18 protein-coding genes are annotated in these 16,962 nt (G+C 71.4%); 9 read left to right on the top strand and 9 right to left on the bottom strand.

Features of this window, described 5'->3' with window-relative positions; translation table 11 throughout:
* Nucleotides 1-1,276 (bottom strand): streptophobe family protein (locus AB8A24_RS40910; protein ID WP_369479034.1); only part of this gene is annotated, 1,276 nt, incomplete at its 3' end.
* Between the two features lie 253 nt (nucleotides 1,277-1,529).
* Between AB8A24_RS40910 and AB8A24_RS40905 the strand changes: the two genes are divergently transcribed.
* Nucleotides 1,530-4,049 carry an FHA domain-containing protein gene (locus AB8A24_RS40905; RefSeq protein ID WP_369479033.1) on the top strand — a complete coding sequence of 840 codons (2,520 nt, stop codon included), beginning with the start codon at nucleotides 1,530-1,532 and terminating at the stop codon, nucleotides 4,047-4,049.
* 113 nt (nucleotides 4,050-4,162) lie between these two features.
* Here AB8A24_RS40905 and AB8A24_RS40900 read toward each other — a convergent pair whose 3' ends face one another.
* The 3 genes from AB8A24_RS40900 to AB8A24_RS40890 all read right to left on the bottom strand — a co-directional run bounded on the left by AB8A24_RS40900 (nucleotide 4,163) and on the right by AB8A24_RS40890 (nucleotide 7,032).
* Nucleotides 4,163-4,849, bottom strand: coding sequence for a transglycosylase SLT domain-containing protein (locus AB8A24_RS40900; RefSeq protein WP_369479032.1), 687 nt, complete (start codon nucleotides 4,847-4,849; stop codon nucleotides 4,163-4,165).
* 282 nt (nucleotides 4,850-5,131) lie between these two features.
* Nucleotides 5,132-6,193, bottom strand: a complete 1,062-nt coding sequence (locus AB8A24_RS40895) for an S-adenosylmethionine:tRNA ribosyltransferase-isomerase (protein ID WP_369479031.1) — start codon at nucleotides 6,191-6,193, stop codon at nucleotides 5,132-5,134.
* Between the two features lie 59 nt (nucleotides 6,194-6,252).
* Nucleotides 6,253-7,032 carry an SDR family NAD(P)-dependent oxidoreductase gene (locus AB8A24_RS40890; protein WP_369479030.1) on the bottom strand — a complete coding sequence of 260 codons (780 nt, stop codon included), beginning with the start codon at nucleotides 7,030-7,032 and terminating at the stop codon, nucleotides 6,253-6,255.
* 157 nt (nucleotides 7,033-7,189) lie between these two features.
* Between AB8A24_RS40890 and AB8A24_RS40885 the strand changes: the two genes are divergently transcribed.
* The 3 genes from AB8A24_RS40885 to AB8A24_RS40875 all read left to right on the top strand — a co-directional run bounded on the left by AB8A24_RS40885 (nucleotide 7,190) and on the right by AB8A24_RS40875 (nucleotide 9,400).
* Nucleotides 7,190-8,353, top strand: a complete 1,164-nt coding sequence (locus tag AB8A24_RS40885) for a GAF domain-containing sensor histidine kinase (protein WP_328963862.1) — start codon at nucleotides 7,190-7,192, stop codon at nucleotides 8,351-8,353.
* Nucleotides 8,346-9,005: a response regulator gene (locus AB8A24_RS40880; RefSeq protein ID WP_369479029.1), complete on the top strand. Its 660-nt coding sequence runs from the start codon at nucleotides 8,346-8,348 to the stop codon at nucleotides 9,003-9,005. Before AB8A24_RS40885 ends, AB8A24_RS40880 begins: the two co-directional genes overlap by 8 nt.
* Before the next feature lie 149 nt (nucleotides 9,006-9,154).
* Complete coding sequence (locus tag AB8A24_RS40875; protein WP_030386462.1) at nucleotides 9,155-9,400, top strand: chaplin; 246 nt, start codon at nucleotides 9,155-9,157, stop codon at nucleotides 9,398-9,400.
* Nucleotides 9,401-9,595: 195 nt separating this feature from the next.
* Here the strand turns inward: AB8A24_RS40875 and AB8A24_RS40870 are convergent, their stop codons facing one another.
* Nucleotides 9,596-10,378, bottom strand: a complete 783-nt coding sequence (locus AB8A24_RS40870) for a hypothetical protein (protein WP_369479028.1) — start codon at nucleotides 10,376-10,378, stop codon at nucleotides 9,596-9,598.
* 133 nt (nucleotides 10,379-10,511) lie between these two features.
* On the opposite strand from AB8A24_RS40870, the gene AB8A24_RS40865 reads away from it, so the two are divergent.
* From AB8A24_RS40865 to AB8A24_RS40850, 4 genes are all read left to right on the top strand, one after another.
* Nucleotides 10,512-11,306 (top strand): ABC transporter ATP-binding protein, encoded by a 795-nt coding sequence (locus AB8A24_RS40865; RefSeq protein ID WP_266389965.1) that lies wholly within the window; start codon nucleotides 10,512-10,514, stop codon nucleotides 11,304-11,306.
* A gap of 60 nt (nucleotides 11,307-11,366) precedes the next feature.
* Nucleotides 11,367-11,795: an NfeD family protein gene (locus tag AB8A24_RS40860; RefSeq protein WP_030720090.1), complete on the top strand. Its 429-nt coding sequence runs from the start codon at nucleotides 11,367-11,369 to the stop codon at nucleotides 11,793-11,795.
* An 84-nt stretch (nucleotides 11,796-11,879) separates the two neighbouring features.
* A complete protein-coding gene (locus tag AB8A24_RS40855; protein WP_030720088.1) occupies nucleotides 11,880-12,866 on the top strand; it encodes an SPFH domain-containing protein in 987 nt (328 codons plus the stop codon).
* A gap of 90 nt (nucleotides 12,867-12,956) precedes the next feature.
* Complete coding sequence (locus AB8A24_RS40850; RefSeq protein WP_369479027.1) at nucleotides 12,957-13,727, top strand: sulfite exporter TauE/SafE family protein; 771 nt, start codon at nucleotides 12,957-12,959, stop codon at nucleotides 13,725-13,727.
* 59 nt (nucleotides 13,728-13,786) lie between these two features.
* Here the strand turns inward: AB8A24_RS40850 and AB8A24_RS40845 are convergent, their stop codons facing one another.
* The 3 genes from AB8A24_RS40845 to AB8A24_RS40835 form a co-directional block, all read right to left on the bottom strand.
* On the bottom strand, nucleotides 13,787-14,290 hold the full coding sequence (locus AB8A24_RS40845; RefSeq protein WP_030720083.1) for an HNH endonuclease: 504 nt from the start codon (nucleotides 14,288-14,290) through the stop codon (nucleotides 13,787-13,789).
* 149 nt (nucleotides 14,291-14,439) lie between these two features.
* The gene (locus AB8A24_RS40840; RefSeq protein ID WP_369479026.1) at nucleotides 14,440-14,976 is read right to left on the bottom strand and encodes a YbhB/YbcL family Raf kinase inhibitor-like protein; all 537 of its coding nucleotides are present in this window, start codon (nucleotides 14,974-14,976) and stop codon (nucleotides 14,440-14,442) included.
* A gap of 61 nt (nucleotides 14,977-15,037) precedes the next feature.
* The gene (locus AB8A24_RS40835) at nucleotides 15,038-15,820 is read right to left on the bottom strand and encodes a sporulation protein (RefSeq protein WP_369479025.1); all 783 of its coding nucleotides are present in this window, start codon (nucleotides 15,818-15,820) and stop codon (nucleotides 15,038-15,040) included.
* 108 nt (nucleotides 15,821-15,928) lie between these two features.
* Here AB8A24_RS40835 and AB8A24_RS40830 point away from each other — a divergent pair, with 108 nt between their 5' ends.
* A complete protein-coding gene (locus AB8A24_RS40830; protein ID WP_328963866.1) occupies nucleotides 15,929-16,570 on the top strand; it encodes a DNA-3-methyladenine glycosylase in 642 nt (213 codons plus the stop codon).
* 171 nt (nucleotides 16,571-16,741) lie between these two features.
* On the opposite strand, the gene AB8A24_RS40825 is transcribed toward AB8A24_RS40830, so the two are convergent.
* On the bottom strand, nucleotides 16,742-16,962 hold a 221-nt coding region (locus AB8A24_RS40825; protein WP_369479024.1), incomplete at its 5' end, for a hypothetical protein.

The raw sequence follows: 16,962 nt of genomic DNA, 5'->3' as shown, positions 1-16,962 counted from the left end.
GGAGGGCCCCCCCCCGCCGGGGAGCCAGAGCCGCACCCGCCGCGCCGGCCACCGCCCCCCAGAGCGCGCCCAACAGCAGCGCGTACGGGATGTCCCCCCGCAGCTCCACCCCCGCGTCCACCGCGTCCACACCCGGCACCGCGAGCGAGGCGCCCGCCGAGAACCCCGTCAGCCACACCAGCACCGCCAGGGCCACCCCGGTGGCGGCCGACAGCCGCGCCGCGCACCCCAGGACCCCGCGCCCCGGTGTCCGTACGGCCGCCAGCACGCCCGCGTAGAGCAACAGCAGGGCCGCCGCCGCGACCAGCAGCCAGACCCGCCCGTCGTACTCCGCCAGGCGGGCCACCGTCACCGGCTCCCGCGCCGGGACCGCCACCAGATCGTCCAGCGGATCGGGCAGCAGCCGGGCCGGAGCCCCCGTGACCCGGCCGCGTACCGGCACGAACAGCCCCAGCAGCACCCCCAGCCAGCTCCCGTTCGGCGCCCCCAGCAGCGCTCCGCCCAACACCCGACGGGGGTGGTCGTCGCCCAGCGCCGCCCACACCGCCGCGGCCCAGCCCGCCGCCACCGCGACCAGCAGCATCGCCACCACCGCCGAGACCACCGGACGCAGCCGGGCCGCCGCGGCCGGCCCGCGTCGCGAGACCAGCAGCGCGAGCGCCAGTACGGCGAGCACCCAGACGCCCGCGCCCAGCAGGGTCGGCCCGAGCTCCACCGAGAACCCCACCCGGGTCCGGGTCTCGATCAGGTCCCCGATGCGGTCCGGGAGCAGCCCGCCGATGTCGCCGATCCCCGGGATCTCGACCTTCGCGGGGGTCTGTGGCAGCGGCAGCGTCCCGTCGAGCGTGACCACGTCGTGCCCGACCCACGCCAGTCCGCCCGCCGTCGCGACGAACAGCACCGCGAGGACCACCACCCTGGCCGCCGTCTCCCCGTGGCCCGCGCCGGCCCGCAGCGACCGCAGGAACAGCAGCGCCAGGACCAGCGCTCCGGCCAGCGACACCCCCAACGGCATCACGTCCAGGGAGGTTTCGGCGCCCGTACCGACGACTCCGAGGACCGAGACGTCACCGGAGGGGGTCACGGTTCCACCGATCGCGAGGACCACCGCGGCGGCCGTCATCGCGCCGAGCGAGCCTTCCGTGGCACCGGCGCCCGCGGCGTCGGCGCCCAGCAGGTGCAGCCCGAGTCCGGCCACTGCGGCCATCACGATCAGGGACCAGCCCACGGCGGCGACGGAGGACAGCAGCACGTCCCCCCAACGGATGCGGCGCATACGGTGAACCCCCGATGCCTACCGAGCGGTACGCGACGGGACCACCGGGCGAGAAGTCCCGTATCTCACTCTCCGGGTGACTTTCGACCCCGTCAACGGGCAGTCGTAGACGCCCCGGCAAGGCCCGGATTCCACATACGGCTGTAGGCCTGAAATAGTTCCCCCGGATGTTCGCCATCCCTAGACTCCCTGACGTCATGGGGGATTCTCGGGGGACTTAAGTGGGGCTGGAGTGCCGGAACTCGTACTGGAATTGAATGGAAGGACCTGGACGCTCGATCCGTCCAGGTCGTACTCGCTGGGGCGTGACCCCCAGGGAGACGTGGTGATCGACGATGCCCGGGTGTCGTGGCGGCATGCCACCATCGCCTGGAACGGCCGGGGTTGGGGCATCGAGGACCACGGCAGCACCAACGGCACCTACGTGCACGGGGCCAGGGTCCAGCAGACCGAGCTCGTGCCCGGCACGCCGGTCCACCTGGGCAACGCGACGGACGGCCCGCGGCTGAATCTGAGCACCGTCGGTGCCGCCGTGCCGCAGCCGGCCGTGGCACAGCAGGCGCAGCAGGCCCCGGCCCAGGCGTACGCCCAGCCGCAGGCCCCGGCCTACCAGGCCCCGCAGCAGCAGCCCCAGCACCAGGCCTGGGAACAGCAGCAGCACGCGCAGCAGCAGCCTCAGCAGCCGCAGGTCCACCTCCCGCACCAGCAGGGCGCTGCCGCTCCCCACCTGGCGCAGGGCGGGGCCCCGGCCTACGGGGACCGCAGCCCGACGACGTTCCACCAGCTCTCGCTGGGCCACGTCATGCGGATCGGCCGTGCGCTGGAGAACGAGCTGGTGGTCTCCGACCTCCAGGTCTCCCGCCACCACGCCGAGTTCCGCTCGATGCCTGGCGGCCGCTTCGAGATCCACGACCTCGGCAGCCACAACGGCACCTACGTCAACGGTCAGCCGCTGGCGAAGTCCGGCACCGCGCTGCTCGGCCCGAACGACATCGTCGGCGTCGGTCACTCGACGTTCCGGATCGTCGGCGACCGCCTCGAGGAGTTCGTCGACACCGGCGAGGTCTCCTTCTCGGCCCGCCACCTCACGGTCACGGTCGACGGCGGCAAGCAGATCCTCAAGGACGTCACCTTCGGCGTCCCGGAGAAGTCGCTGATCGGCGTCATCGGACCCTCGGGCTCCGGCAAGTCCACCCTGCTCAAGGCGCTGACCGGCTACCGGCCCGCCGACCAGGGCGACGTCCTCTACGACAACCGCAACCTGTACAAGCAGTTCGCGGAGCTCCGCCAGCGCATCGGCCTGGTCCCGCAGGACGACATCCTGCACAAGGAGCTGCGCGTCCGTACGGCCCTCAAGTACGCGGCCAAGCTCCGCTTCCCCGGCGACACCGCCGAGTCCGAGCGCGCCGCCCGTGTCGACGAGGTGCTGCGCGAGCTCAAGCTCGACATCCACAAGGACAAGAAGATCACCGCGCTCTCGGGTGGTCAGCGCAAGCGCGTGTCCGTCGCCCTCGAGCTGCTGACCAAGCCGTCGCTGATCTTCCTGGACGAGCCGACCTCGGGCCTCGACCCGGGCATGGACCGCGACGTCATGCAGCTGCTGCGCGGCCTCGCCGACGACGGCCGCACGGTCCTCGTCGTCACCCACTCGGTCGCCGAGCTGGCCATCTGCGACAAGCTGCTGGTCATGGCCCCGGGCGGGTCGGTCGCGTACTTCGGCCCGCCGGACGAGGCGCTGAACTTCTTCGGCTACACCACGTGGGCGGACGTGTTCTCGGCCTTCGAGAACTACCGCGACTACGACTGGGCCGGCCGCTGGAAGGGCTCCCAGCACTACCAGCTCTACGCCGCCGACATCGACGCGGTCGCCCCGCAGTCCGTCGCGATGCCTCCGGCCCAGCACATGCGGCCGACCAAGCCGCAGGGCTGGGGCTCGCAGCTGTGGACGCTGATGCGCCGCTACGTCTCGGTGATCGCGTCGGACGTGGGCTTCCTGGCCCTCATGGTGCTCCTGCCCGCCGTCCTGGGCGTGGTCTCCACGGTGATCCCCGCGAAGTTCGGCCTCGCGCCGCCCGTCGCGCCGTCCCGCTTCAACGGCGACGCCGGCACGATCATGCTGATCCTCGCGGTCGGCATGTGCTTCTCGGGCGCCGCCAACTCGGTCCGTGAGTTGATCAAGGAACGGGTCATCTACGAGCGAGAACGCGCGACGGGCCTGTACCGGTCCGCGTACCTGATGTCGAAGGTGATCGTCCTCGGCGTCATCACGGCCATCCAGGGCGTGATCATCTGCGCGATCGGCTTCTTCCCGCGCGACCTGCCCGCCGAGGGCCTGATCATGCCGCCGGCCGTCGAGATCTGCCTGTCGGTCATCGCGCTCGGCTTCACCTCGATGATGTTCGGCCTGGTGATCTCCTCGCTGGTGAAGACCGCCGAGAAGACCATGCCGCTGCTGGTCATGTTCGCGATCGTCCAGGTCGTCTTCACCGGCATCCTCTTCCAGGTCTACGACTCCCCGGGCCTGGAGCAGTTCGCCTGGCTGATGCCGTCCCGCTGGGCCATCGCCGCCGCCGGCACCACGCTGAACCTCGGCAAGCTCATGCCGCCGTGGGACGCGGAGAACCCGACCAACACCGACCCGCTCTGGGACGCCACGATCGGGCAGTGGAGCCTGAACATCACCATCCTGCTGCTCATCGGCGTCGCCTGCGGCTTCGCGGTGCAGCGCCTGCTGCGCCGCCACGAGCCCGAGGTCATGCGCGCGGGCAAGTAGCACGCGGGCGCGCGGGCGGCACGACCGCCCGCACGCACGACAAACGCCTCAGGGCGGCATCCGGAGGTCCGGGTGCCGCCCTGAGGCGCATGGGGGCTCGGGTACGTCAGGGCCTAGTAGGCGCTGTTGACGTTGTCCATGGAGCCGTAGCGGTCGGCCGCGTAGTTGCAGGCGGCGACGATGTTGGCGACCGGGTCGTACTGGTCGAACTTGGTGCCCTTGACGTGGTACGCCTTGAAGGTCGGGTAGATGACCTGGAGCAGACCCTTGCTGGGGATGCCGTTCTGGGCGTTGATGTCCCAGTTGTTGATCGCCATCGGGTTACCGCTGGACTCGCGCATGACGTTCTTGTGGATCCCGGCGTAGGTGCCCGGAATGCCCTCCTTCTTCATGATGAAGAGGGCTTCCTTGATCCAACCGTCGAGGTTGTTCGCGAAGACCGGGGTGCGGGCGGCGGAGCGGCTGGCGGCAGCCTTCTGCTCGCGGGCCTTCTTCGCGGCGGCCTCGGCCTTGGCCTTGGCCTTGGCGTCGGCGTCGGCCTTGATCTTGGCCGCGGCCTTGGCGTTCGCCTGGGAGATGACCTGCTGCGCGGAGAGGTGGCCCTGCAGCGTCTTCGTCTGCGCGCCGTTGACGGCCTGGGTCCAGGCGACGGGGGCGGCGTTGACCGTCTGCGCCTCGGCGGCGTCGGCCGGTGCGAGGGAGAAGGCGACGGCGGCGGCGCTCAGCGTGGCGACACCGGCGATGGACAGCTTGTATGCCTTCGTCAGACGACTGTGACCGGGGGTGCGGGAAGCAGACATGGCGGGGCAACCTCTTCGAATAGCGGGAGTCGCAGGAAGGCGCTTTGTGGATCCGGGGATCCGCGGTGCTGTGCGACGGGAGCAATTCTTAGCGGCGGCAAAATCCTGTGGCAAAGGTGTGACGTACGATCCCGCTTAGTGGATCACGCGCGGGCGCCGAGGCCCGATTTCAGGCCTCGGCGCTAGGTGGGACAGCACTGACAGGGTCTTTAATCGTCCACTAGGCAGCTTCGTAAGTGATGTGGGTCCTATGTGCGGGGTCACATCGGGCACGCAGCGGTTTTACCGTGCGTTGCTGCCGCAATGCATATGGTCACGGTTCTCATCCTTGAGTAGCAGATGGACGTCCCCGAACTCATGCCACAGGCAGAGTCGGGCCCGTGCCTCGGCATACCCGAGCCGTACGGCGGCCCGCCCCGCGACCGCCTCCAGCATCAGCAGATGGGACGCCTCGGGCTCGTGCAGCCCGGTCAGCAGCCCGTCCACCACCCGCACCCCGCGCTCCGGGGTCACCACCAGATCGGTCCACCCGGCGGCCGGGCGCACCCGCCCCCGCGCGTCCGCCGCCGACTCCAGGGCCCGTACCGCCGTGGTCCCCACCGCGATGACCCTCCCGCCGGCGGCCCGCGCGGCGTTCACCAGCCCCGCCGTCGTGGCGGACACCTCGTAGCGCTCCGGGTACGGCGGCTCGTGCGCCTCCTGCGAAGCCACCCCCGTGTGCAGGACCAGCGGGGCGAACTGCACCCCCCGGCTCACCAGCCGCGCCACCAGCTCCGCCGTGAAGGGCCGGCCCGCGCTCGGCATCTCCGCCGAGCCCGACCCGTCGGCGGCCGGCACCGCGAACACCGTCTGATAGGCCGAGAGCGGCTGGTCCCGCTCCGTGTACGCGTACCGGATGGGTCGCCCGTACGCCCGCAGCAGCGCCGGCACCCCGTCCGCCGCGGGGGAGGGCCGCGCCCACCACAGCCGGTCCGCGCCCGCCGCCAGCGGCTCCTCCAGCGTCAGGCGGTACCCGCCCGGCAGCGCCGGCACCGCCCCGGCCGGCCCCCCGGCGCGCCGCCGGGTCGTCCCGTCGCCGACCGGGGCGCGCAGCTCCACCGCCCAGCGGCCGTCATCGCCGCGGGTCGAGAAGTGCACCACCAGGTCCTCGCCGCCCAGCCGGGCGTCCACGGCGGCCGCCAGTGTGGCCGAGGTGTTCACCACCAGTACGTCCCCGGCCCGCAGCAGCCCCGGCAGCTCCTGGAAGGCGTGCAGCGACACCTGCTCGCGGCCCCGCGACACCAGCAGCCGCACAGCGTCCCGGCCCAGCCCCGGCCCCCGCTGCTCGGCCGGGATCCGGGCCATCAAATGTGGCGGTATGTCCGTTATATATAGGGCTTCCTCCCGCAGGGCCCGCTGCCCGCTCACCGCGCGGCCCCCGGGCCCGTCTCCGGGCCCGCCCCCGCGGCCGCCTTCAGGCCCTCCTCCAGACCCGCCCCCGGGCCCACCTCCGCCGCCAGCTCCCGCGCCGTGTACCGCCCGCTCGGCAGCGCCCGCTCCACCAGCCGCAGCAGCGCCGGAGCCACCTCCTCCGGCGCTGGCAGCCCCGTCAGGTCCTCGCCCGGCTCGGCCGCCGCCATCATCCGCGTCCGCATCGACCCCGGGTCGGCCCACCACACCCGCAGCCCCGGCTCCTCCACCGCCAGCACGGCCGACATCAGGTCCCCCGCCGCCTTGGTCGCCCCGTACGCCCCCCACGTCGCGTACGCCACCACCGCCGCGTCCGAGCTGATGTTCAGCACCGCCCCGGCCCGCGCCGCCCGCAACAGCGGCAGTCCCTCCTGGACCAGCCCCAGCGGCCCCACCACATTGACCTCGAAGGCCTCCCGCAGCCCGTCCAGCGCATGCTCCGCCAGCGGCACCAACGGCTCGGCACCGAGCACCCCCGCGTTGTTCACCAGCAGGTCCAGCCCGCCCAGCTCCCGCGCCGCCGCCACCAGCGCCGCCCGGTGCGCCGTCGAGGACACGTCCCCGGCCACCGCCACCACCCGGCCCCCGGCCGCCCGCGCCGGCCCGGCCGCGGCCTCCTCCAGCGCCGCCGCACCCCGTGCGCTCAGCACCAGGTCCCAGCCCCGCGCCGCCAGCTCCCCGGCCAGTGCCCGGCCGAGCCCCCTGGACGCCCCCGTCACGATCGCCACCGACATGACAGCACCCTCGCCTTCCGTCCCGATCAGCAGATGCCCCCAACCTAGGAACGGCCCACACCCCACCGCGTCGGCCACGAGCCCCACCCCCGCAGGTCCCTTCGACCTACGTCCATGGCCCGATCCCGCAGGTCACGGCCGCGGGTACGGTGAGCCCATGACCGGTAGCCCCCCGCACGGCGGGCCCCCCAGCGGCCTGGCCGCCGTGAGCACCGCGCTGCTCGCCATGAGCCGCCGCCTGGAGGTCCGCGACGTCCTGCGCACGATCGTCGTCTCCGCCCGCGAACTCCTGGACGCCGAGTACGCGGCCCTGGGCGTCCCGGACGACCACGGCGGCTTCGCCCAGTTCGTCGTGGACGGGATCAGCCCCGAGCAGTGGCGCCGCATCGGCCCGCTGCCCCGCCAGCACGGCATCCTCGCCGCGATGCTCCACGAGGGCGGCCCCGAGCGCCTGGCCGACGTACGGCAGGACCCGCGCTTCGAGGGCTGGCCGGACGCCCACCCGGAGATGTCCGACTTCCTCGGCATGCCCGTGCGCGACGGCGAGGAGACCCTCGGAGCCCTCTTCCTCGCGAACAAGCGCGGCGGGTCCCCGGACGGCCGCCAGGGCTTCACCGACGAGGACCAGGAGCTCCTCTCCCTCCTCGCCCAGCACGCGGCCATCGCGCTCACCAACGCCCATCTCTACGAGCGCAGCCGCGAGCTCACGATCGCCGAGGAGCGCTCCCGGCTCGCCCACGAGCTGCACGACGCCGTCAGCCAGAAGCTCTTCTCGCTCCGCCTCACCGCCCAGGCCGCCGCGGCCCTCGTCGACCGCGACCCGGCCCGCGCCAAGGACGAGCTCCAGCAGGTGGCCGCCCTGGCCGCGGAGGCCGCCGACGAACTGCGCGCCGCCGTGACCGAGCTGCGCCCGGCCGCCCTGGACGAGGACGGGCTGGTCGCCACCCTCCGTACGCACGTCCACGTGCTCGACCGCGCCCACACCGCGCACGTCACCTTCACCTGCGAGGGCGTACGGGCCCTGCCCGCGACCCAGGAGGAAGCACTGCTCCGCGTCGCCCAGGAAGCCCTGCACAACGCCCTGCGCCACTCGGCCGGCGACCGCGTCGAGGTGACCTTGGCCCGGACGCCCGCCGGGGGAGCGGTCCTCAAGGTCCTCGACACCGGCAAGGGCTTCGACCCCCAGGCGGTCCGCCGGGCGGGCCGTCATCTGGGCCTGGTCTCCATGCGCGACCGCGCGAGCGGCGTCGGCGGCCGGCTCACCGTGCACTCGGAGCCCGGTCGGGGCACCACGATCGAGATGGAGGTCCCCGGTGGCTGACAGCACCGGCCGCAGCGGCGGCATTCGGGTACTGCTGGTCGACGACCACCAGGTGGTCCGGCGGGGCCTGCGCACCTTCCTGGAGGTCCAGGAGGACATCGAGGTGGTCGGCGAGGCCTCCGACGGCGAGGAGGGCATCGCCCGCGCCGAGGAGCTGGGGCCCGACGTGATCCTGATGGACATCAAGATGCCGGGCACCGACGGCATCGAGGCGCTGCGCAGGCTGCGCGAGCTGGCGAACCCGGCCCGGGTGCTGATCGTCACCAGCTTCACGGAGCAGCGCACCGTGGTCCCCGCCCTGCGGGCCGGCGCGGCCGGCTACGTCTACAAGGACATCGATCCCGACGCGCTGGCCGGAGCCATCCGCTCGGTCCACGCGGGCCACGTACTCCTCCAGCCGGAGGTGGCCCTGGCGCTCCTCTCCCAGGAGGCCCAAGGCGCCCCGGCGGGCCGGCCCGGCTCGCTGACCGACCGCGAACGCGAGGTCCTGGGCCTGATCGCCGACGGGCGCTCCAACCGCGAGATCGCCCGCGCCCTGGTCCTGTCCGAGAAGACGGTCAAGACCCACGTCTCGAACATCCTGATGAAGTTGGACCTTTCCGATCGGACCCAGGCCGCATTGTGGGCGGTCAGGCACGGAATCGCGGAGTGATCGGAGATAAATCGGACCGTCTCGTTCCGGACTGAGATTCATACGGTCGGGTGTATGTAGCCCACATGGCGTATCCCGAGCGTGGGTCGGCCGTTCTCCATGGCGTGCCGCGACGGCTGGTCGCGGCAGACGTACTGGAGGACGAGAACGTGAAGAACTTCAAGAAGGCCGCAGCCGTCACCATGATCGCGGGCGGCCTCCTCGCCGCCGGCGCCGGTGTCTCCTCGGCGCACGGCGGTGCGTCGGCGGAGGGCGAGGCCCTGAACTCGCCCGGCGTGGCCTCCGGGAACCAGGTCCAGGTTCCCGTGCACATCCCCGTGAACGTGGTCGGCAACACGGTCAACGTGATCGGCCTGCTCAACGGCGCCTTCGGCAACACCGGCGTCAACGCCTGACCCGCCCCACCCCGACCCCGCTTCCCCACCTCTCCCTGGGAAGCGGGGTTCCCTTTTGCCCTCTCGGCCCAGCCCTGCCCCTCCCAGCCCCGCCGGCGTTCGAGGCGCGGGGCGTGGGGCGGAGCCCCACGGAGCCCGGCGCAGCCCGCGCAGCGGCGCCGCACCCGCAACCCCGGCCCGGCTCCGCCCCGGGGGTCAGCCCCGCTCGCGCGCCTCGACGGCCGAGTTGTACGCCGCCACCAGCGCCCGCCGAGCGACCCGCTCGACCGGCCGCAGCGCCTCCGCCCGCGCCGCCATCTCGGAGGCGGCCACCGCACCCCCGTGCCCGTTCTCATAAGCCAGCGACACCATCAGGTCCACCCGCTGCGCCAGCGCCAGCACCCGCACGGCCCGCGCCGGATATCCCGGCGCCAGCGCCTCCCGCCCGGCCTCCGCCCGCGCCCGGTACGCCGACAGCGCGGCCTCCGCGACCGGCCCCGACCCCGCCACGTCCAGCCGGGTCAGCGCCACGGTCGCCTCGCGCAGCGCCTCCGCCAGCTCCCGCTCCGCCTCGCTCAGCGAGGGCACGTCCGCCGGCGGGGCCTCCCGTACCGGCAGTACGTGCCAGGTCACCGACACGTGCACGTCCCCGGCCGGCCCGGCCTCCGACACCTCCGGCACCAGACCCAGCGCCGCCCCCACCGCGACGACCGCCTCCTCCGCCTCCAGGGCGCGCGCATTGAACTCCGGCGGCCCGCTCAGCCCCAACGGATGTCCCGGCGCCGGCAGCGCCACCCGCAGCCCCGTCACCCCCAGCGCGCGCAGCCGGCCGAGCGCCAGGGTGAGCCCGACCGGGCCCGTCTCGCCCGGCAGCCCCTCCACCCGGTGCACGGCGTCCTCGCCCACGATCGACAACACGGCCTCGTCGGGCGAGACCAGACCGGCCAGCAGTGCGTTCCCCCAGGCGGCCAAGCGCCCTGAACGTGGTTCGAAAAGCATCCCCCTACTTTACGGATCGGCCCCGGCACCGGGCCCCGGCCCCGGAGCCCTCTCCGAGTGGCGTAGGTTTTCCCCTGGGGCTGCGTCTACCGGCGCACAGAGAACCGTGACTGCAAGGGGTGACAACACGCTCATGAGCGATGTTCTGGAGCTGGTGGACGTATCCGTGGTCCGCGAGGGCCGGGCTCTGGTGGACCAGGTCTCCTGGTCGGTGAAGGAGGGTGAGCGCTGGGTGATCCTCGGCCCCAACGGCGCCGGCAAGACCACTCTGCTGAACCTCGCCTCCAGCTACCTCTTCCCCACCAAGGGCAGCGCCACCATCCTCGGCAGCACCCTCGGCAAGGTGGACGTCTTCGAGCTGCGCCCCCGCATCGGTGTCGCCGGCATCGCGATGGCCGACAAGCTGCCCAAGCGGCAGACCGTCCTGCAGACCGTCCTCACCGCCGCGTACGGCATGACGGCGACCTGGCAGGAGGAGTACGAGGACGTCGACGAGCAGCGTGCCCGCGCCTTCCTCGACCGCCTCGGCATGACCGAGTACCTCGACCGCAAGTTCGGCACCCTCTCCGAGGGCGAGCGCAAGCGCACGCTGATCGCCCGCGCCCTGATGACCGACCCCGAGCTGCTGCTCCTCGACGAGCCCGCCGCCGGTCTGGACCTCGGCGGCCGCGAGGACCTCGTACGCCGCCTCGGCCGACTGGCCCGCGACCCGCTCGCCCCGTCGATGGTCATGGTCACGCACCACGTCGAGGAGATCGCCCCCGGCTTCACCCACGTCCTGATGATCCGTCAGGGCAAGGTCGTCACCGCGGGCCCGATCGACCTCGAACTGACCTCCCGCAACCTCTCCCGCTGCTTCGGCCTCCCGCTGGTCGTCGAGCGCAACGGGACCGACCGCTGGACCGCCCAGGGCCTTCCCCTCGGCTGAACCCCCTTACGGGTTCCCGCACCCTGTCCCGACCGCGCCCACCCGACCTACCATGACCATGTGGACATCGACGCGTGGGTGTGGTGGCTCATCGGCGCGGTCGGACTGGGCATCCCCCTCGTCCTGACCGCCATGCCGGAGTTCGGCATGTTCGCAGTCGGCGCGGTCGCGGCCGCCGTCACGGCTGCCCTCGGCGGGGAAGTGGTCGCCCAGGTCCTGGTCTTCGTCATCGTGTCGGTCGCGCTCATCGCCGTCGTACGGCCCATCGCCAACCGCCACCGCGACCAGCGCCCCCAACACCGCAGCGGCATCGACGCGTTGAGGGGCAGATCCGCGGTCGTCCTGGAACGGGTCGACGGCAGCGGCGGCCGCATCAAGCTCGCCGGCGAGGTCTGGTCCGCGCGCACCCTCGACGCGGACACCAGCTTCGAACCCGGCCAGTCCGTCGATGTGGTGGAGATCGACGGGGCGACCGCCGTCGTCATGTGACAACCAGCCTGCTCGCGGCCCCAAGGTCTGCGAGACTCCGATCAACGGGGCAGCACAGACAGCCGGAAGGGCACGGGGAACCGCATGCAACCGATCATCATCGTCCTGATCATTCTGGTGGTTCTGGTCTTCATCGCACTGGTCAAGACGATCCAGGTGATCCCGCAGGCCAGCGCCGCCATCGTCGAGCGGTTCGGCCGCTACACCCGCACCCTCAACGCGGGCCTCAACATCGTCGTCCCGTTCATCGACTCCATCCGCAACCGGATCGACCTCCGTGAACAGGTCGTCCCCTTCCCGCCGCAGCCCGTCATCACCCAGGACAACCTGGTCGTCAACATCGACACCGTCATCTACTACCAGGTGACCGACGCGCGGGCCGCGACCTACGAAGTGGCCAGCTACATCCAGGCCATCGAGCAGCTCACCGTCACCACGCTCCGCAACATCATCGGTGGCATGGACCTGGAGCGGACCCTCACCTCCCGCGAGGAGATCAACGCGGCCCTGCGCGGCGTCCTCGACGAGGCCACCGGCAAGTGGGGCATCCGCGTCAACCGCGTCGAGCTCAAGGCCATCGAGCCGCCGACCTCCATCCAGGACTCGATGGAGAAGCAGATGCGCGCCGACCGCGACAAGCGCGCAGCGATCCTCCAGGCCGAAGGTGTCCGCCAGTCCGAGATCCTGCGCGCCGAGGGTGAGAAGCAGTCCTCCATCCTGCGCGCCGAAGGTGACGCCAAGGCCGCCGCACTGCGCGCCGAGGGCGAGGCCCAGGCCATCCGCACGGTCTTCGAGTCCATCCACGCCGGCGACGCCGACCAGAAGCTCCTCGCCTACCAGTACCTCCAGATGCTCCCGAAGATCGCCGAAGGCGACGCCAACAAGCTCTGGATCGTGCCGAGCGAGATCGGCGACGCCCTCAAGGGCCTCTCCGGCGCCATGGGCAACTTCGGCCCCATGGGCGGCGGTTCGGGCTTCAACCCGCAGAACGCCGGCAAGGACGGCGGCGGCATCCCGGCCGCACGGGACAAGGACGGCGCGGAACGCCGCGAACAGCCCCCCATCGACTGACCGGCCACCCCCTTCCTGCATGATCGGTGAGGCCCCTCGACCTTCATGGCGGGGAGGCGACTCACTCATGCAAAGGGGATGGCACCGTCCATGTCCATCTGGGAATCACTCGCTGTCTTCGCCGCCGGCATCGGCGCGGGCACGATCAACACCATCGTCGGCTCCGGCACCCTGATCACCTTCCCGGTGCTGCTCGCCACCGGCCTCCCGCCGGTCACCGCCAACGTGTCCAACACCCTCGGCCTGGTGCCCGGGTCGATCAGCGGAGCCATCGGCTACCGCAAGGAGCTCCAGGGCCAGCGCGCCCGCATCCTGCGGCTCGGTTCCGTGTCCCTCGTCGGCGGACTCGCGGGCGCGATCCTGCTCCTCACCCTGCCGTCCGAGTCCTTCGACACGATCGTGCCCGTCCTGATCGCACTGGCCCTGGTCCTCGTCGTCCTGCAGCCCCGGCTCGCCGCCGCGCTGCGCCGACGCCAGGAAGCCGCCGGAGGCGACACCGGCCACCCCGACGGCGGGCCGGCCCTGCTCGGCGGCATGCTGCTCTCCAGCGCCTACGGCGGCTACTTCGGTGCCGCCCAGGGCGTGCTCTACCTCGGCCTGATGGGCCTGCTGCTCCGCGAGGACCTGCAACGCATCAACGCCGTCAAGAACGTCATCGCCGCTCTGGTGAACGGCATCGCGGCCGTCGTCTTCCTCTTCGTCGCCGAGTTCGACTGGACGGCCGTCGTCCTCATCGCCGTCGGCTCCACGATCGGCGGCCAGATCGGCGCCAAGGTCGGCCGCCGGCTCTCGCCGACCGTCCTGCGCGCGGTCATCGTGACGGTCGGCATCCTCGCCGTCGTCCAACTGCTCGCCAGCTGAGCGACGTAGAAGAACTACGTCGCCCAGCGCGTCCAGCTACATCAACACGGGGGATCCGCCTAGGCGGAACGCTCCAGCCACTCCGGGAGCGCCTCCTGGCCGGCCACCCCCAGGGCCAGCAGCATCGCTTCCGCCGGCGACGGCACGAACGGCCTCCGGAGGAGCGGCATCCCCGCCTCCTCCGGAGTCCGAGCCGCCTTGCGGTGGTTGTCCTCGGCGCAGGAAGCCACCGTGTTCAGCCAGGTGTCCCCACCCCCCTGGGCCCGCGGCAGTACGTGGTCCACGGTCGTCGCGCGCTTCCCGCAGTACGCGCAACGGTGCTGGTCCCGGACCAGCACCCCCCTCCGCGACCAGGGAGCATGTCTTCGGAAGGGCACCCGGACGTACCGGCAGAGCCTGATCACCCGGGGCATCGGAAGATCCATGGTGGCCGCGCGCACACGCAGCTCGGGGTGCGACTGTTCGACGACGGCCTTGTCCTGGAGCACCAGAACCACGGCCCGGTTCAGAGTCACTGTCGACAGCGGCTCGAAGCTCGCATTCAGCACCAGCGTGTCCCGCATCTCGCCCACCTCCCGTGTGCAGGCCCGCGACCACCCTGGCGGCAGGGCCCGGAACCACTCTGGCCGCGCGCGCCACGCGGGACAACGCAATAAAAATGCCCGGTCCTGGCCTTCTTTAGACCAGGACCGGGCAAACGCTCGGGGAACGATCAGCGCGCGGGAGGCGCTTCGTACTCGGCGACGAGCTGCGCCCGCCCGAGGGCGTGGAACCGCAGATGGAAGCCGACGACGGCCGGCGAGGAGTCCGCGTCGGGGCCGAGGTGCTCCTGGTCCACCGCGTACACGGTGAACACGTAGCGGTGCCGCTCCCCGCGCGGCGGGGCCGCACCACCGAAGTCCCTCGTGCCGTAGTCGTTCCGCGCGTGCACGGCACCCTCCGGCAGCCCCGCGAAGTCCCCGGTGCCCGCCCCCGTCGGCAGCTCCGTCACCGAGACGGGCAGGTCGAAGAGGACCCAGTGCCAGAACCCGCTTCCCGTGGGGGCGTCCGGGTCGAAGCAGGTCACGGCGAAGCTCTTCGTGCCCTCGGGGAACCCCTCCCACCGCAGGTGCGGCGAGACGTTCTTCCCCGTCAGGATCTGAGCCGCGTGCAGATCGGCTCCGTGGGCGACGTCCTCGCTCGTCACCGTGAAGGACGCGACCTCCGGGTGGAAGTCGTGGGGAAGAGGCGCCCTGCTCTGCTCTGACACTGCTGAACCTCCGAAAAAGCGGGATGTCGGACCGCGCCCGCGGTCGGACGCGGTTGCGAGCCTAGAACCAGTTGCGCTTCGAACCGACGCCGGCGATCCACTGGTTCAGGTACGCCGCCCAGTCCGTGTCCTGGTACGAGTGCAGCCCCACCTGGAAGCAGCGGTAGGTGTCGCTGCCCTCGGTGAACAGACCGGGCTTCTTGTCCATCTCCAGCACGACGTCCATCTCGCGACCGTCGGAGATGAAGGTGAGCTCGACCTGGTGCAGCCCGCGGTACTGCGACGGCGGCAGGAACTCGATCTCCTGGTAGAAGGGCAGCGACTGGCGCGTCCCACGGATGTGACCGCGCTCCATGTCCGCGCTGCGGAAGGTGAAGCCGAGCTGCCGGAAGGCATCGAGGATCGCCTGCTGCGCCGGCACCGGGTGCACGTTGATCGCGTCGAGGTCACCCGCGTCCACCGCGCGAGCGATCTCCAGCTCGGTGCTGACCCCGATGTTCATCCCGTGCAGGTGCTGACCCCCGAAGTGGGTGATCGGCGTCTCCCAGGGGATCTCCAGCCCGAACGGCACCACGTGCAGCGCGCCGGGCTGCACCTTGAAGGCACCACCCAGACGCTGCTTGGTGAAGACGATGTCCTGCTTGTACTCCTGGTCCCCGCCCTCGACCTCGACCCGCGCCTGCAGTCCGACGGACAGCCCCTCGATCTGCTGCTCCACGGATCCACCCTGGATCCGGACCTCGCCCTGGACGATTCCGCCCGGCACGACGTTCGGCTCGGTGATGATCGTGTCGACCGAAGCACCACCGGCGCCCAGGCTCGCGAACAGCTTCTTGAAGCCCATGCTCTAACTCCCCTTGAAGGATCTGGCGACTACGCCGCGACTACCCCGTATCAACGCGGAACCTTAGGCCCCGGTTCCAGGAGGACGCGTTCCACTACGCTCGACCGGATGAGCGCGCGCCCTGACCGTACGCCCCTGCCCAGGTCCTTCTTCGACCGCCCGGTCCTCACCGTGGCCCCGGACCTCCTCGGCCGCACCCTCGTCCGCCGCACCACGGACGGCCCCCTCGAACTGCGCATCACGGAGGTGGAGGCCTACGAGGGGGAGAGCGATCCCGGCTCCCACGCCTACCGCGGCCGCACCGCACGCAACGCCTCCATGTTCGGTCCACCCGGACACGCGTACGTCTACTTCATCTACGGCATGTGGTTCAGCCTCAACCTGGTGTGCGGCCCCCCGGGCCACGCGAGCGGGGTGCTGCTGCGCGGGGGCGAGGTCACGGTGGGTGCCGACCTGGCCGCCAAACGTCGAGTTTCGGCCAGAAGTCCGAGAGAGCTGGCCAAAGGCCCGGCCCGCCTGGCCACGGCCCTGGACGTGGACCGCGCCCTCGACGGCGCCGACCTCTGCGCGGGCCCCGATTCCCCCTTGTCCCTCCTTACGGGCACCCCCACCTCGGCGGACCGGGTGAGCAGCGGCCCGCGCACGGGAGTGGGCGGAGCCGGCGCGACCCACCCGTACCGCTTCTGGATCACCCACGACCCGACGGTGAGCCCGTACCGCGCCCACGCACCACGCCGCCGCTCAACTTGACTCGGCCCTTCCGGACGCCTAACGTAGCCCGAGCCGCTTGAACGGGGCACTGCTATCAGCAGCCCTCCGGAGCGGCCAACCCACTACCTACGACTTACCCCTGGCGGGGTCCTATTCGGCATGCCCGAATTCCTGGCCAGTGGCTCGATTATGAGCCACAAGGGATAAGCGCTAAAGTGGTGGAACGCCGAAAGGCAAAGACCCCCAACGGTCACCGAATTCAAATCCACCGCCGGAAACGGCGCGGAAATGATCTGGTAGAGTTGGAAACGCAAGAACAGAACGAAAGCCCGGAGGAAAGCCCCAGCGGATGTTGCGGGGGTGAGTACAAAGGAAGCGTCCGTTCCTTGAGAACTCAACAGCGTGCCAAAAATCAACGCCAGAAGTTGATA

The organism is Streptomyces sp. BF23-19, from assembly GCF_041106355.1.
Taxonomy (GTDB): Bacteria; Actinomycetota; Actinomycetes; order Streptomycetales; family Streptomycetaceae; genus Streptomyces; species Streptomyces virginiae_A.
The sequence above is the reverse complement of the archived record's forward strand: the minus strand, read 5'-3'. Positions and strand labels throughout refer to the sequence as shown.